This window comes from Paracidovorax konjaci (genome assembly GCF_900112675.1).
In the GTDB taxonomy this organism is placed as follows: Bacteria; Pseudomonadota; Gammaproteobacteria; order Burkholderiales; family Burkholderiaceae_C; genus Paracidovorax; species Paracidovorax konjaci.
The window spans coordinates 25,987-41,776 of sequence record NZ_FOMQ01000023.1; the positions used below are offsets into that span (position 1 = coordinate 25,987).

The following is a 15,790-nucleotide window of genomic DNA, read 5'->3' on the forward strand; positions in this document are numbered from 1 at the left end:
CAAAGTATCGAATGGAATCGGCGGCATGCAGGCAAAAACACCTTGATCCGCCCGGACCGGGGTTTTCAGGCGCTGCGCCGACAGCCCGGGCCCCGGGCCCCGGCCAGAATGCCGCCATGACCACCGAGAAACAGAAGATGCTGGCCGGCGAGCTCTATCACGCCGGCGACCCCGAGCTGCAGGCCGATCTGGCCGCCGCACAGCGCTGGATGGCGCGCTACAACGATGCCGCGGCCCGGGGCGCGCTCGATGCGCCGGCCCGCCTGCGGTTGCTGGCCGAAGGCCTGGGCTCCGTGGGGGAAGGGACCGTGGTGCGCCCGCCGTTCCATTGCGACTATGGCTTCAACATCCACCTGGGCGCCGGGGTGTTCCTGAATTTCAATTGCGTGGTCCTCGACGTGGTCGAGGTGCGCATCGGCGACGGCACGCAGATCGGGCCGGGGGTGCAGATCCTCGCGGCCGATCACCCGCGCGATGCGGCCACGCGCGCCACGGGCGCCGAGTTCGGCAGGCCGGTGCACATCGGCCGCGATGTGTGGATCGGCGGCGGCGCGATCCTGCTGCCCGGCGTGACGGTGGGGGACGGGGCGCTGATCGGCGCCGGCAGCGTGGTCACGCGCGATGTGCCGGCGGGAGCGACGGTGGCCGGCAATCCCGCGCGCCAGTTGCCCCGCGGCTGAAACGCCGTCGCGCCTTTTCCCCATCGCTCCCCCCATCGCTCCCCCCATCGCTCCCCCCATCGCTCCCCCCATCGCTCCCCCCATCGCTCCCCCCATCGCTCCCCCCGTCACGGATGGCCGGCAGCGGGCAGGGCGGCCGGCCCGCCGTTCATTCCACGCCCTGGTCTTCCGATTCGCCGAGGAAGCCGCCGCTCTGGTGGGCCCACAGCCGCGCGTACACGCCGCCCTGCGCCAGCAGTTGGGCATGGGTGCCTTCCTCGACGATGCGGCCGGCATCCAGCACGATGAGCCGGTCCATCGCCGCGATGGTGGAGAGGCGGTGCGCGATGGCGATCACGGTCTTGCCGCGCATGAGGGTGTCCAGGCTCTGCTGGATGGCGGCCTCCACTTCGGAGTCGAGCGCACTGGTGGCCTCGTCGAGCAGCAGGATGGGCGCATCCTTGAGCATCACGCGGGCGATGGCCACGCGCTGGCGCTGCCCGCCGGAGAGCTTCACGCCGCGCTCGCCCACCTGGGCTTCGTAGCCGCTGCGGCCCTGCAGGTCGGTGAGCTGGTCGATGAAATCCGAGGCCTCGGCGCGCACGGCGGCCGCGTGCATCTCGGCCTCGGTGGCGTCCGGCCGGCCATAGAGGATGTTGTCGCGCATCGAGCGGTGCAGCAGGGACGTGTCCTGCGTGACCATGCCGATGGACTGGCGCAGGCTGTCCTGCGTCACATGCGCGATGTCCTTGCCGTCAATGAGCACGCGGCCGGCCTGCACGTCATGGAAGCGCAGCAGCAGGTTCACCAGCGTGGATTTGCCGGCACCGGAGCGGCCGATCAGGCCGATGCGCTCGCCGGGCCGGATGCGAAGGTGCAGGTCGTCGATCACCGGCCGGCCGGGCTGGTAGCCGAAGGTCACGCCATCGAATGTCACCTCGCCGCGCGCCACGGCCAGGGGCCTGGCATCCGCCGCATCGACCACGGTGCGGGGCCGCGTCAGCGTGTTGATGCCGTCCTGGATGGTGCCCACGCTCTCGAACAGCGTCGTCACTTCCCACATCACCCAGTGGGCGTGGCCCGACACCCGCAGCGCCATCGCGGTCACGGCCGCCACGGCGCCCGCGCCCACCTGGCCCTGCGACCAGAGCCACAGCGCCATGCCGCAGGCGCCCAGGATCATGCCCACCACGAGCACGTGGTTCACGATCTCGAAGGTGCTCACCAGCCGCATCTGCGCGTAGCCGGTCTGGCGGAAGGCATCCATGGCAGCGCGTGCGAACTCGGCCTCGCGCCGGGTGTGCGAGAACAGCTTGACCGTGGCGATGTTGGTGTAGGCGTCGGTGATCCGCCCGGTCATCACGGAGCGTGCATCGGCTTGCGCCTTGCCGACCTTGCCCAGCCGCGGCACGAAGTACCAGCAGGCGATGGCATAGCAGAGGGCCCAGACGAGGAAGGGCACCAGCAGCCGCGCGTCGAAACCGGCGGCCAGCGCCAGGATGGTGATGAGGTACACCCCCATGCCGATCACCACGTCGGTGGTCGTGAAGATCATGTCGCGCACGGCCAGTGCGGTCTGCATGATCTTGGTGGTGATGCGGCCGGCGAATTCGTCGGCATAGAACGACATGCTCTGCCCCAGCATCAGCCGGTGGAAGTTCCAGCGCAGCCGCAGCGGGAAGTTGATGGCCAGCACCTGGTGCTTCACGCTGGTCTGCAGCACCACGAGCACCACGCTGGCGAGCATCAGCGCGACGATCATCCACAGCGTGCCGCGCCGTTCGGCCCAGAGGTCGCCGGGCGCGGTGCCCGTGAGCCAGTCCACGACGTGCCCCAGCACGGAGAACAGCAGGGCCTCGTAGACGGCGATGCCGGCCGACAGCCCGGTCATCGCCAGGACATAACCGCGCAGGCCGCGCGTGCCGGCCCAGACGAAAGCCATGAAGCCCTGCGGCGGCAGGGCGGGTTCGGCGGCGGGATAGGGGGGAAGGCGTTTTTCGAAAAACTGGAACACGGGCGGCTCGCTCTACTCCTGGTCAACCCGCGATGGTAGGCGGCAGTGGCGCCGGGCGTGCCGATGGGGTTATCCGGCCCCTGTAGGCCGAGAGCGCTTTCCGGGCCCCGGGCGGCCGGCGGGCCGCGAAGCCACCGCCGAGTTTCCTAGAATCCGCGTCCGGCGGCTCCCCCCATCACAAAATCCACCACACCGGCCCGCCGACAGAAAGAAGAACTGCCCATGCTGACACTCGCCCATTCCGGTTGGACCTGGGGCGTCATCGCGATCGCGACGGCCGCCGTGATCGTGCGGCCCGCGCGCATCCCGGAGGCGGTCTGGGCCGTCGGGGGGGCGCTGGTGCTGGGCATCCTGGGCCTGCTGCCCTGGGCCGAGGCGGGGAAGGGCGTGCTGCGCGGGCACGATGTCTATCTGTTCCTCGCGGGGATGATGCTACTGTCGGAGATGGCCCGGCGCGAAGGCGTGTTCGACTGGCTCGCGGTGCAGGCCGCGCGCCGTGCCCGCGGCTCGGGCGAGCGGCTCTTCGCCTGGGTGTTCGGCGTGGGCACGCTGGTCACCGCCACGCTCTCCAACGATGCCACGGCGGTGGTGCTCACGCCGGCGGTCATCGCGGTGGCGCGTGCGGTGGGCGCGGCGCCCTTGCCGTACCTGCTCATCTGCGCCTTCGTGGCGAATGCGGCGAGTTTCGTGCTGCCGATCTCGAACCCCGCCAACCTGGTGCTGTGGGGCGGCGGCCGCATGCCTTCGCTGCCGCACTGGCTCGCGCTGTTCGGACTGCCGTCGATCGCGGCGATCGGCGCCACCTATGCCGTGCTGCGCTGGCGCGTGCGCCGGGAAATCGCGGGCCCGGTGGCCGCGCAAGTGCCCGCGCAGCCGCTCGGCGCGGGCGGGCGGCTCGCCGCCGCGGGCCTGGCGCTGTCGGCCGCGGTGCTCATCGCCTGCGCCTGGTGGCGCGTGCCGCTGGGCGGGCCCACCCTGGGCGCGGCACTGGTCACGCTGGTGTTGCTGCGGATCGGCTGCGGGCATGCCGTCGGCCCGGTGCTGAAGTCGGTCTCCTGGGGGGTGCTGCCGCTGGTGGCGGGGCTGTTCGTGTTCGTGCAGGCGCTGGAAGTCACGGGCGTGGTCGGGCACCTGGCCCACCTGCTCGCGCGCGCCGCGGCGGCTGCGCCCCTGGCGGCAGGGCCGGCGCTGGGGGCGCTGCTGGGGGTGGGGGCCAACCTCGTCAACAATCTGCCGGCCGGGCTGCTGGCCGGCGCCGCGCTGGAGGCGGCCCAGGCCGCCGAACCCTTGCGGGCGGCCGCGCTCATCGGCATCGACCTGGGGCCCAACCTCTCCATCACCGGGTCCCTGGCCACGCTGCTGTGGCTGGCCGCCCTGCGCCGCGAGAGCATCGAGGTCGGCGCCCTGCAGTTCCTGAAATACGGTGCCTGGGTGATGCCGCCCGCGCTCGCTGCCGCGTTGCTGGCGCTGATGGGCGCGTCGGCCTTCTGGCACTGAGCGGGGGACCAGCGCGGGGCGGCCTCGGCCTGGACCGCCGTGGGCGCCCGGGTCCGGGGGCGTGCCGCCGTGCGGACTGCTGTTACAAAAATGCACACAAGTGCGGCGTTTCCCGAAATCGCCGCCGGTTGCCGCTATCCTCCAACGTTCCGCAGCACGGACTGCGTTGCCCCATCCGCCGAGATTTCCGCCCGCCCCGCCATGCCGTTCCCTTCGATCCAGCGCTTGCTTCCGTGGTTGCGGGGGCCGGGCATCGCCGTGCTGCTGGCGGGGCTCGTCGCCAGCGCGAGCCTCTGGCAGTGGCAGAGAAACGCCGTGGCCGGCATCGCGCAGGAGCGGTTCACGCGGGAGGCGACCGCCGCCACCCTGGCGCTGGAGTCGCGCATCGGCAGCTATGTCGGTCTGCTCACCGGGCTGCGCGGGCTGTTCCTCGCCAATCCCAGGCTGGGCCGGGCCGACTTCGAGAACGCCCTGCGCGAGCTGCGGCTCGGCCAGCAGTACGCCGGCGTGGTCAACCTGGCGTTCACGCGCTATGTGGTCCAGTCCGAGAAACAGGCGTTCGAGGCGAGCGTGCGTGCGGACACCTCGCAGCATCCCGACGGGTTTCCGAAGTTCGCGATCCGCCCCGAGGGCAACCGCCCCGACTACTACGTGGCCGACTATGTCTGGCCGCGCTCCGGCAACGAAGGCGTGATGGGCCTCGACGTGGGGGCGATGGACGCCACCATGGAATCCGTCCGCTACAGCCGCGACAGCGGCAGCGCCGTCGCTTCCGCGCCCTACGATCTGGCGCAGGCCACCGAGCACCGCGCGGCGTTCAGCCTGCGCCTGCCCGTGTTCATCGACACCGATGGGGCCGGGCGGCGCTACATCGGCTCGGTCGCCGCCACGATCCGCTTCCACGATCTCATCCGCGCCCTGCGCGAGGAGGGCCGCCTCGCGGGGATGGCCATGGGCGCCCAGGACATGGGCTCGGTGCGCGGCGTGCATTCCGCCGGGGCACGGTCCCTGCTGTCGCTTCCAGCGGCGCGCGGCACCCCCTTGCCGCCCTACGAGCGCGAGATCCAGGTGCACGACCGCCGCTGGAAGCTGCGCTTCGTGCCGGAGAGCAGCTTCCTGTCTCCGGCCGAGCAGGCGCTGCCGGCCGTGACCGCCGTCGCGGGCGGGCTGGCCACGCTGCTGCTGGCGCTGTTCGCGTCCGGTCGGCGCTGGCGGCTGTGGCTCCGGCAGAGCCCGGAACGCAGCCCCGGCGACGTGCGCTTCCAGGCGCTGTTCGATCAGGCCGCCGTGGGCGTCGTCCAGGTGGACACCCGCTCCGGGCGGTTCGTGCGCGCCAATGGCCGCTTCTGCGAGATGCTGGGCTACACGCCCCAGGAGCTGGAGCGCCTCACGGTGCGGGACATCACGCACGACGAAGACAGGCTCCAAAGCCAGTCCTTCATCGACCGCATGGCCGCGGACGAGGGCGGGAGCGACGAATTACGCTACGAGAAGCGCTACCGCCACAAGGCCGGGCACACGGTGTGGGCCGAACTGCGCCTGGGCCCCATGCGCGGCAGGGGCGTCCCCTCCGGCCACCACATCGCGGTGGTGCAGGACATCACCGAGCGCAAGCGCATGGAAGACGCGCACCAGGGCAGCGAAGCCCGGCTGCGCCAGATGCTGTACCGCCTGCCCGTCGGCGTGTGCCTGGTCGACCCCGACGGCATCCTGCGCTTTCGCAATGAGCGCTTCGACCAGATCTGCCGCCTCGGCGAGCAGGGCGCGCTTTCGATGCACGAGTGGTGGTGCCTGGTGCTGCCGGACGCGGCACTGCGCGAGCAGGCGATGGCCGACTGGGATGCCGCCTGCGAAGCGGCCCGCGCCGGTGGCGGCACCATTCCCGCCCGCGAGCATGCGATCACCTGCGGCGACGCCACCGTGCACCCGGTGGACATGGCGGGCGTGCGGCTCGACGGCGTGTGCCTGATCACCCTGGTGGACCTGAGCCAGCACAAGGCGGCCGAGCGCGAGATCCACTACCTGGCCTATTACGACCCGCTCACGCAGTTGCCCAACCGGCGCCTGCTGGTGGACCAGCTGCAGCAGGCCCTGGCCGCCAGCACCCGGCGCGGCCGCTGCGGTGCCGTGCTGATGCTAGACCTCGACAACTTCAAGACGCTCAACGAAACCCAGGGCCACGAGCGGGGCGACCTGCTGCTGCGGCAGGTCGCCCAGTGCCTGCGCAGTTGCGTGCGCACCGAAGACACGGTGGCCCGCCATGGCGGCGACGAGTTCGTGGTGGTGCTGGAAGACCTGGGCCAGAGCCCGCAGGGCGCGGCGGCCCGCGCGGAAGAAATGGGCCAGAAGATCCTGGCGGCGATGCGCCAGCCCTTCCTGCTGGAGGGCGAGGCGCGCCACACCACGCTCAGCATGGGCGTGACCGTGTTCCAGGGCGTGCGCGAGACGGCGGACGAACTGCTGCAGCGCGCCGACCTTGCCATGTACCAGGCCAAGGCCGGCGGACGCAACGCGCTGCGGTTCTACGACCCGCAGATGCAGGCCTCGGTCGCGGCACGCGCCGCGCTCGAGTCGGACCTGCGCGACGGGCTGGGCCGCGGCGAGTTCGAGCTTTTCTACCAGCCGCAGGTGTACCTGGGCCGCATCATGGGCGCCGAGGCCCTGCTGCGCTGGCGCCACCCGGTGCGCGGGTTTGTCTCGCCGGCCGAATTTATCCCGCTGGCGGAAGAAACCGGCCTCATCCTGCCGCTGGGCGAATGGGTGCTGCGGGCCGCGTGCGAGCGCCTCGCGCTGTGGGCGCGGCAGCCGGCGCTGGCGCCGCTGGGGCTGTCGGTGAACGTCAGCGCGCGGCAGTTCCACCAGGGCGGCTTCGTGGGCCAGGTGCTGGCCGCGCTGGCCGGCTCCGGCGCCGAGGGGCACCGCCTGAAGCTCGAGATGACCGAGAGCCTCCTGCTGCAGGACCTGGAGGACACGATCGCCAAGATGCAGCAGTTGCGTGCCTACGGCGTGGGCTTCTCGCTGGACGACTTCGGCACCGGCTATTCGTCGCTGGCCTACCTCAAGCGGTTGCCGCTGGACGAGCTCAAGATCGACCAGAGCTTCGTGCGCGACGTGCTCACCGACCCGAACGACGCGTCCATCGCCCGCACCATCGTGGCCCTGGGCACCAGCCTGGGCCTGCGCGTGATCGCCGAAGGCGTGGAAACCGAGGCGCAGCGCGTCTTCCTGGAGCGCAACCGCTGCAACGCCTGGCAGGGCTACCTGCTGAGCCGGCCCATCGACGCGGATGCGTTCGAGCAGTTGGTGATCGCGCGGGCCGCCGGGGATGCCCTGGGCGCCGGCATCCCCGTAGGCTCGGACTGACCCGCCCGGCACGCCCATGCCCGAACTCAAGACCCTCGCGCTCTACGTCGCCACCGCCCTGGCCGAGATCGCGGGCTGCTACCTTCCCTGGCTCTGGCTGCGCCAGGGCCACAGCGCCTGGCTGCTGGTGCCCGGCGCTGTCAGCCTGGCGCTGTTCGCATGGCTGCTGACGCTGCACCCTGCGGCGGCCGGCCGCGTCTACGCGGCCTATGGCGGCGTGTATGTCGTGGTGGCGCTGGGCTGGCTCTGGGCCGTCGATGGCGTGCGGCCCGACGCCTGGGACATCGCGGGCGGGGCCGTGACGCTCGCGGGGATGGGGATCATCGCCTTCGCACCGCGCAGCGGCGCGTGATTCCATTGCTATATATTCAATAGCAAACTATTGAATGGATCCGGCGGCATGGAGGTGATTTGGCTTGCACTCCGGGTGCGATGCCGCCCCCGGGCCCGCCGCGTGGCGCACGCACCCGCGGGCGCCGAGGGGCCGGCGCGGGTTTTGCCTCCGATGGGGCGGTGCGCCACGGTATCATCCGGCGCTGCCCGCCGGGCCGGGGCGCGCCGTCCCGGCCGGCCCGTCCCGGGCTCTTGCGCCCTTCGCCACGCCCGCTTTCCTGCCTGCCCGCTGTCCGCCCCGTGCGCCTGAACTCCATCAAACTCGCCGGCTTCAAGTCGTTCGCCGAACCCACGCACTTCGTGCTGCCGGGGCAGCTCGTGGGCGTGGTGGGCCCGAACGGCTGCGGCAAGTCCAACATCATGGATGCGGTGCGCTGGGTGCTGGGGGAGTCCAAGGCCAGCGAACTGCGCGGCGAGTCGATGCAGGACGTGATCTTCAACGGCACCACGCACCGCAAGCCCGCCAGCCGCTCCAGCGTGGAGCTGGTCTTCGACAACGCGGACCACCGCGCGGGCGGCCAGTGGAACCAGTACGGCGAGATCGCCGTCAAGCGCGTGCTCACGCGCGAGGGCAACAGCAGCTATTTCATCAACAACCAGCCCGTGCGCCGCCGCGACGTGCAGGACGTGTTCCTCGGCACGGGCCTGGGCCCGCGGGCCTACGCCATCATCGGCCAGGGCACCATCAGCCGCATCATCGAGTCGCGCCCCGAGGAGCTGCGGCTCTTCCTGGAAGAGGCGGCGGGCGTCTCCAAGTACAAGGAACGCCGCCGCGAGACCGAGAACCGCCTCGCCGACACGCGCGAGAACCTCACGCGCGTCGAAGACATCCTGCGCGAACTGAACGCCAACCTCGAGCGCCTCGAAAAGCAGGCCGAGGTGGCGGCCCGCTACAACGCGCTGCAGGCCGATGTCACCCTGCGGCAGCACCAGCTCTGGTTCCTCAAGCGCGCCGACGCCCAGGCCGACCAGGACCGCGTGCGCACCGAAGGCCTGCAGGCCGTGAACGACCTCGAATCGCGCACGGCCGACCTGCGCCATGTGGAGGCCGATCTCGAAACCATCCGCCAGGCCCACTATGCTGCCGGCGACCAGGTCAACCAGGCCCAGGGTCGCCTCTACGAGGCCACCGCCGAAGTCGGCAAGCTCGAAGCCGAGATCCGCTATGTCGTGGAAGGCCGCCAGCGCGTGGAGCAGCGCCTGGCGCAACTGGCCGAGCAGATCGTGCAGTGGTCCACGCGCCAGGAGGAGGCGGAGGCCGAAATGGAGGGCCTCGCCGGTGCCGGCGTGGATGCCGAGGAGCGCGCCGAACTGCTGGCCGCCCAGGTGGAAGAGCAGGCCATGCAGCTGCCCGATCTGGAAGATGCCCTGCGGCAGGCCCAGCAGCGGGCCGAGGCGCAGCGCACGTCGGTGGTCCAGGTGCAGCAGCAGATCCAGGTGCTGGCCGCCGAGCAGCGCAGCCTGCAGGAGCAGCGCCGACAGGCCGAAGCCCGCCACGAGCGGCTGCGCGCCGACCGCAACGCCCTGGCCGCCCCCGACGAAGCCCGCCTGGCCAACCTGGGCGAGCAACTCACCGCCGCCGAGGAAGCGGCCGAGATGGCCGAGGCGCGGCTCGCCGAACTGCAGGACAGCGTGCCCCAGCTCGACGACGAGCGCCGCCAGCGCCAGCAGTCCGTGAACGCAGAAGGCGCGCGGCAGGCCGATCTGTCGGCGCGGCTGGAGGCGCTCAAGGCCCTGCAGGAAAAGGTCAAGACCGACGGCAAGCTCAAGCCCTGGCTCGCCCGGCACGGGCTGGAAGGCCTGCAGGGCCTCTGGAGCCGGCTGCACATCGAGCCCGGCTGGGAGAACGCGCTGGAAGCGGCCCTGCGCGAGCGCCTGGGTGCCCTGGAAGTGGGGCGCCTCGACACCGTGCGCGGGTTCCTCGGCGCGGGCGCGCAAGACGCGCCGCCGGCCCGGCTGGCGTTCTACAGCACCTCCGCACCGTCCGCCGCGGCGCCTGCGCCGGCCGGCGCGCACCGGCTGGCCGATCTGCTGGAGGTGGCCGACGCCGGCCTGCGGTCCGTGCTCGGGGACTGGCTGCAGGGCTGCCAGACCGCGGCCACGCTCGACGAAGCCCTCGACCGCCGCGCGCAACTGCGCCCCGGCGAGACGGTCTACGTGCCGAGCGGCCATGCCGTGAGCGCGCACGGCGTGAGCTTCTACGCGCAGGATTCCGAGCAGTCAGGCCTGCTCGCCCGCGCCCAGGAGATCGAGCACCTCGAAAAAGAGCTGCGCGCCCAGACCCTCATCCACGACGAATCGCGCACGGCGCTGGTGCGGGCCGAAGCCGCCTACGCCGACGCATCGCAGCGCCTGGTGTCCGCGCGCCGCGAGGCCAGCGAGGCGCAAGGCCGCCGCCACGAGCTGCAGGTGGAGACGCTGCGCCTCACGCAGCTCGCGGAACAGGCGCGGGCGCGCAGCGCGCAGATCGGCGCGGACCTGGCCGAGGTCGATGCCCAGCTCTCCGATCTGCAGGAGCGCGCGGTCACCGCCGAGGCGCGGTTCGAAGAGCTGGACATGCAACTGGCCGACAGCCAGGAGCGCCACGCCCAACTCGGCGACCGGGTGATCGAATCCGAACGGCGACTGGCCGAGTGCCGCGAGCAGCAGCGCAGCCTGGAGCGGCAGGCCCAGGAAGCCACCTTCTCGCGCCGCAGCCTGGAGGCCCGGCGCGCCGAGCTGGCGCGCACCATCGACACCGCGCGCGCGCAATGCACCGCATTGGCCGACGAGCGCCAGCGGGCGCAGGACGAAGCGGGCCGGCTGTCGTCGGCAGCCGCGCAGGGCGGGCTGCAGCAGGCGCTGGATCTGAAGATGGAGCGGGAGAAGGCGCTGGCCGCGCAGCGCAGCGAATACGACGACCTCACCGCCCGTCTGCGCGCGAGCGACGAGCGGCGGCTGCAACTGGAGCGGGCGCTCGACCCGCTGCGCCAGCGCATCACCGACTTCCAGCTCAAGGAGCAGGCCGCGCGCCTGGGCCTGGAGCAGTACACCGGCCTGCTGGCCGATGCCCAGGCCGACCTGGAGGCGGTGGCCCGCTCCATCGAGCAGGGCGGAGTGCGCTCGGCCGGGCTGCAGTCCGAGATCGACCGCCTGCACCGCGAGATCGCCGCCCTGGGGGCCGTGAACCTCGCCGCGCTCGAAGAGCTGCAACTCGCCCGCGAGCGCAAGACCTTCCTCGATGCGCAGACGGAAGACCTGACGCTCGCCATGAACACGCTGGAGGACGCCATCCGCAAGATCGATGCGGAGACGCGCACCCTGCTGTCGGGTACGTTCGAAACCGTGAACGGGCACTTCGGCCGCATGTTCCCCGAGCTGTTCGGCGGCGGGCAGGCCCGCCTCATCATGACGGGCGACGAGATCCTCGACTCCGGCGTGCAGGTCATGGCCCAGCCGCCGGGCAAGAAGAACCAGACCATCCACCTGCTCTCGGGCGGCGAGAAGGCACTGACCGCCATCGCGCTGGTCTTCGCGATCTTCCAGCTCAACCCCGCGCCGTTCTGCCTGCTCGACGAAGTCGATGCCCCGCTGGACGACGCGAACACCGAGCGCTATGCCAAACTCGTCGCCAGCATGAGCCGGAGCACCCAGTTCCTTTTCATCAGCCACAACAAGATCGCCATGGAAATGGCCGAGCAACTCATCGGCGTGACCATGCAGGAGCAGGGCGTCTCGCGCATCGTCGCGGTGGACATGGAGTCCGCGCTGTCGATGGCGGATGCCTGACGTCCTACACGAGATCCGCATGATGCAGGGCAGCCGGCCACCGCGCCACACCGTTTCACTCACACCATGAGCAATTTCCAACTCGGCCTCATCATCGCGGGCGGCGTGGTTCTGGCCATCGTCATCGCCTACAACGCCTGGATCAACCACCGCAACGCGCCGAAGCGCGCCAGCCCGCACGAAGCGGGCGACGGCCCTGGCGACTCGCTGCTGCGGCAGGAGCCCGGCTTCGATCTGCCGCCGGGCGCGCTGCCGACGGCCGCAGCCACGGGCCTGCCGGCCGGCGACCCGATGGCCCAGGCTGCCGACGGCGGCCATGCCGTGGACTGGCAGGATTCGCTGCAGATGCCGGTGCCCCCCGCCGAGCGCCGGGGTGGCCTGGACCCCTTGATCGACGCCATCGCCCCGGTCGTGCCCGAGCACGTCGTCTCGGGCGACGCGGCCCTCGCGGCCCTTCCGCCCACGCGCCGGGCGGGCAGCAAGCCATTCGCCATCGAAGGCTTCAGCGACGCGGCGCAGCAGTGGGAAACGCCCGTGGCCGGCCAGCGCTACACCCAGTTCCAGGCCGGCGTGCAACTGGCCAACCGCGTGGGCGCGCTCAACGAGATCGAGTTTTCCGAGTTCGTGCTCAAGGTGCAGGGCTTTGCCGATGCGGTGAATGCCACCCCCGATTTCCCCGACATGCTGCACGAGGTCGGCCGCGCCCGCGAACTGGACCAGTTCGCCAGCGACCACGATGCCCAGCTCGCGTTCTGCCTGCGGGCCCGCCACGCGACATGGAGCCCGGGCTATGTGCAGCAGAACGCCGCACGCCTGGGTTTCACGCCCGGCGCGATGCCCGGCCGCCTCGTGCTGCCCGCCGCGGGCCCGGGCCTTCCGCCCGTGCTCACGCTTTCCTACGACACCCAGGCCGCGATGTCGGACGACCCCGAGCAGTCCGCCATCCGCGACATCACCCTGAGCCTGGACGTGGCCCAGGTGCACCGCAGCGAGCAGCCGTTCGCGCGGCTGCGCGAGATCGCGGCCTCGCTGGGCCAGACCATGGACGGCGTGCTGTGCGACCAGAACGGCACGCCGTTGCCCGCCATGACCATGGACCCGATCGCCGCCGACCTCGAACTGCTCTACGACAAGCTCGACAGCCGTGACCTCTCGGCGGGCTCCGTGCTGGCGCGGCGCCTTTTCAGCTGAACTGGATCCACTGGTCAGGTTTGACCCCGCGAGATGCCTAACACAGAAATATGGCAAACAAGCTGCAAGAGCGTGAAATGAACGATGAAGTAGATTTATTTGGGGATACCGAGCCTACTGACGCGGCAGTGCGGGCGGCAAAAAGGATTGCTGAGTTAAGAGAAATTCTGCGTGATTATTCTTTTCAGTACTATGTTTTCGATAACCCTGTCGTTTCAGACGCCGAGTACGATGCACTGTTTAATGAGCTCGAGCAGTTAGAGTCGCGTTATCCACAATCGGTTTCACCAGACTCTCCCACGCAAAAAGTGGGGGGGCAGACGCTCAACTTCTTGCCTAAAGTGCGGCACCGGGTGCCGATGCTCAGCATCCGCACCGAGACCGATACCGAAGCCAGCGGAGCGGAAACCTTCGATGCGCGGGTGCGCCGCGAACTCAAGCTCACGCCTGCAGACCCTCCGGTCGAATACGTCGCCGAACCCAAGTTCGACGGCCTCGCGATGAGCCTGCGCTACGAAAACGGGCGGCTGGTGCAGGCTGCCACCCGCGGCGACGGTGAAGTGGGCGAGGACGTCACCCACAACATCCGCACCATCCGGCAGATCCCGCTGACCTTGCCGGACGGCGTGCCCCCGGTGCTGGAAGTGCGCGGCGAGGTCTACATGCGCCGCGCGGATTTCGATCGGCTCAACGAGCGCCAGCGCGAAGCGGGGGCCAAGACCTTCGTCAACCCGCGCAACGCCGCGGCAGGCGCGGTGCGGCAACTCGACTCGGGCATCGCCGCGCGGCGGCCGCTCAGCTTTTTCGCCTATGGCCTGGGCGATATGACCCCGTCCGCCGAAGGCGGGCCGGCCTTCGCCACGCACTACGACATGCTGCAATCCCTGAAGGACTGGGGTTTCCCTGTGGCCTCCCAGGTGCAGGTGGCGCAGGGCGCCCCCGCGCTGGTCGCCTTCCACCAGGCAGTGGGTGCGTCGCGTGACCGGCTCCCGTACGACATCGACGGGGTGGTCTACAAGGTCAATCGGCTCGACCTGCAGCGCCAGCTGGGTTTCGTCACCCGCGAGCCGCGCTGGGCCGTCGCCCACAAGTACCCGGCGCAGGAAATGGTCACGCGCGTGGAGGGCATCGACATCCAGGTGGGGCGCACCGGCAAGCTCACGCCGGTGGCACGGCTCGCGCCCGTCTTCGTGGGCGGGGTGACGGTCACCAACGCCACGCTGCACAACCTCTTCGAGCTGCGGCGCAAGAAAGTGCGCATCGGCGACCAGGCCATCGTGCGCCGGGCCGGCGACGTCATCCCCGAAGTCGTGGGCATCGTGCCGCCGGGCCTGCCTGCCGCCAGTGCCGGCGCCGCGGATTCCGAAGCGCTCGTGGACCAGGCCACCGCCCCCGACGGCACGGTGGCGCCCAGCACCCCGGCCAACGCGCGGCACCCGTACGTGCCGAACTTCCGCATGCCGCGGGCGTGCCCGATCTGCGGCAGCGCCGTCGTGCGCGAACAGGGCGAGGTCAACCACCGGTGCTCCGGCGGCCTGTTCTGCGCCGCCCAGCGCAAGGAAGCCATCCTGCATTTCGCGCAGCGCCGCGCGGTGGACATCGAAGGGCTCGGCGAAAAGCTCGTGGACCAGCTGGTCGAGGGCAACGTCGTGCGCACGCTGCCCGACCTGTACCGGCTGGGACTCACCGCCCTGGCGGCCCTCGATCGCATGGCCGACAAATCCGCGCAGAACGTGCTGGCCGCGCTGGAGAAATCCAAGCGAACCACGCTGCCGCGCTTCTTGTTCGGGCTGGGCATCCGCCATGTGGGCGAGGCCACGGCCAAGGACCTGGCGCGCCATTTCGGCAACCTCGACGCCATCATGGCGGCGAACGTCGATCAACTGCTCGAGGTGAACGATGTCGGGCCCATCGTCGCCGAAGCCATCCGGACCTTCTTCGACCAACCCCACAACCGCGAGGTCGTGGAGCAATTGCGCGCCTGCGGGCTGACCTGGGAAGAGGGCGCGCCCACCGAGCGCGCCACCCTGCCGCTGGTGGGCAAGACCATCGTTCTCACCGGCACCCTGCCGACCCTGAGCCGCGAGGATGCCAAAGAGCGCCTGGAAGCAGCCGGTGCCAAGGTGGCGGGATCGGTCAGCAAGAAAACCAGCTATGTGGTGGCGGGCGAAGAAGCGGGCAGCAAGCTCACCAAGGCGCAGGAACTGGGTGTGCCGGTACTGGACGAAGCCGGCTTGCTGGCCCTGCTGAACGGCGGCTGAACACGCATCGCCAGACGGCGGGCGCGCGGGCTGTGGTCCGCGCGCCCGTTTCTCTTGATTGACATCGAATATCCGGAAAATTGCGGCACGTCAAACCGCGTATTTCCAGGATTTGCACCAAAACGGATCAAAGATATGATTCGCCGCTCCATTAATCCCGTAAATACGTAATTCAATAATACGTTTAAATACGTTTGGTTTCATTATGACACGTCGAGTCACCATACAAACGCCGGTAGGGGATGCGCTGCATTTCCGGGAGATGCGGGGCCGTGAGGGGTTGAGCGAGGTGTACAGCCTGGAGATCGACCTGCAAAGCGAGAGCCGGGAGGTGGACCCGAAGGCGCTGTTGGGCAAGAACGCGACGGTGGTGGTGGAGACGGAGGGCGGTGGGCGGCGCTACATCGACGGGATCGTGACGCGGTTCGGGATGCAGGGTCAGGACCACCGGTACTACTCGTACCGGCTGAGGCTGCAGCCGTGGGTGTGGCTGGCGTCGCGCAAGAGCGACTTCCGGATATTCCAGAACAAGAGCGTGCCGCAGATCATCGAGGAGGTGCTGGGGGTCTACGGATATCCGCTGGACAAGAAACTCAGCCGCAGTTACCGCACGTGGGATTACTGCGTGCAATATGGGGAGAGCG

Annotated in this window: 9 protein-coding genes; 8 read left to right on the top strand and 1 reads right to left on the bottom strand. The window is 70.1% G+C overall.

Translation table 11 applies throughout. The annotated features are described in order from the left end of the window. The first annotated feature begins 116 nt into the window (after window positions 1-116). Window positions 117-680 carry a sugar O-acetyltransferase gene (locus tag BM144_RS21525; protein ID WP_092957489.1) on the top strand — a complete coding sequence of 188 codons (564 nt, stop codon included), beginning with the start codon at window positions 117-119 and terminating at the stop codon, window positions 678-680. A gap of 148 nt (window positions 681-828) precedes the next feature. Here BM144_RS21525 and BM144_RS21535 read toward each other — a convergent pair whose 3' ends face one another. Then, window positions 829-2,673: an ABC transporter ATP-binding protein gene (locus BM144_RS21535; RefSeq protein WP_092957492.1), complete on the bottom strand. Its 1,845-nt coding sequence runs from the start codon at window positions 2,671-2,673 to the stop codon at window positions 829-831. Window positions 2,674-2,895: 222 nt separating this feature from the next. Here BM144_RS21535 and BM144_RS21540 point away from each other — a divergent pair, with 222 nt between their 5' ends. From BM144_RS21540 to BM144_RS21570, 7 genes are all read left to right on the top strand, one after another. Next, entirely contained in the window at window positions 2,896-4,170 is a 1,275-nt protein-coding gene (locus tag BM144_RS21540) for an SLC13 family permease (protein WP_092957495.1), read from the top strand. Between the two features lie 201 nt (window positions 4,171-4,371). Further along, the gene (locus tag BM144_RS21545; protein ID WP_092957498.1) at window positions 4,372-7,533 is read left to right on the top strand and encodes a bifunctional diguanylate cyclase/phosphodiesterase; all 3,162 of its coding nucleotides are present in this window, start codon (window positions 4,372-4,374) and stop codon (window positions 7,531-7,533) included. A gap of 16 nt (window positions 7,534-7,549) precedes the next feature. Next, entirely contained in the window at window positions 7,550-7,885 is a 336-nt protein-coding gene (locus BM144_RS21550; protein WP_092957501.1) for a YnfA family protein, read from the top strand. A gap of 281 nt (window positions 7,886-8,166) precedes the next feature. Further along, a complete protein-coding gene (smc, locus tag BM144_RS21555) occupies window positions 8,167-11,694 on the top strand; it encodes a chromosome segregation protein SMC (RefSeq protein WP_092957504.1) in 3,528 nt (1,175 codons plus the stop codon). Between the two features lie 66 nt (window positions 11,695-11,760). Next, window positions 11,761-12,885, top strand: a complete 1,125-nt coding sequence (locus BM144_RS21560; protein WP_092957507.1) for a cell division protein FtsZ — start codon at window positions 11,761-11,763, stop codon at window positions 12,883-12,885. Window positions 12,886-12,962: 77 nt separating this feature from the next. Next, a complete protein-coding gene (gene ligA / locus BM144_RS21565; protein WP_092957520.1) occupies window positions 12,963-15,146 on the top strand; it encodes an NAD-dependent DNA ligase LigA in 2,184 nt (727 codons plus the stop codon). A gap of 205 nt (window positions 15,147-15,351) precedes the next feature. Beyond that, on the top strand, window positions 15,352-15,790 hold a 439-nt coding region (locus tag BM144_RS21570; protein ID WP_281246078.1), incomplete at its 3' end, for a contractile injection system protein, VgrG/Pvc8 family.

What these genes read in the sequence shown, in the direction of transcription:
- BM144_RS21525 (WP_092957489.1), top strand. Translation starts at nt 117, where the DNA reads ATGACCACCGAGAAACAGAAGATGCTGGCCGGCGAGCTCTATCACGCC.
- BM144_RS21540 (WP_092957495.1), top strand. Translation starts at nt 2,896, where the DNA reads ATGCTGACACTCGCCCATTCCGGTTGGACCTGGGGCGTCATCGCGATC.
- BM144_RS21545 (WP_092957498.1), top strand. Translation starts at nt 4,372, where the DNA reads ATGCCGTTCCCTTCGATCCAGCGCTTGCTTCCGTGGTTGCGGGGGCCG.
- BM144_RS21550 (WP_092957501.1), top strand. Translation starts at nt 7,550, where the DNA reads ATGCCCGAACTCAAGACCCTCGCGCTCTACGTCGCCACCGCCCTGGCC.
- BM144_RS21560 (WP_092957507.1), top strand. Translation starts at nt 11,761, where the DNA reads ATGAGCAATTTCCAACTCGGCCTCATCATCGCGGGCGGCGTGGTTCTG.
- ligA (WP_092957520.1), top strand. Translation starts at nt 12,963, where the DNA reads ATGAACGATGAAGTAGATTTATTTGGGGATACCGAGCCTACTGACGCG.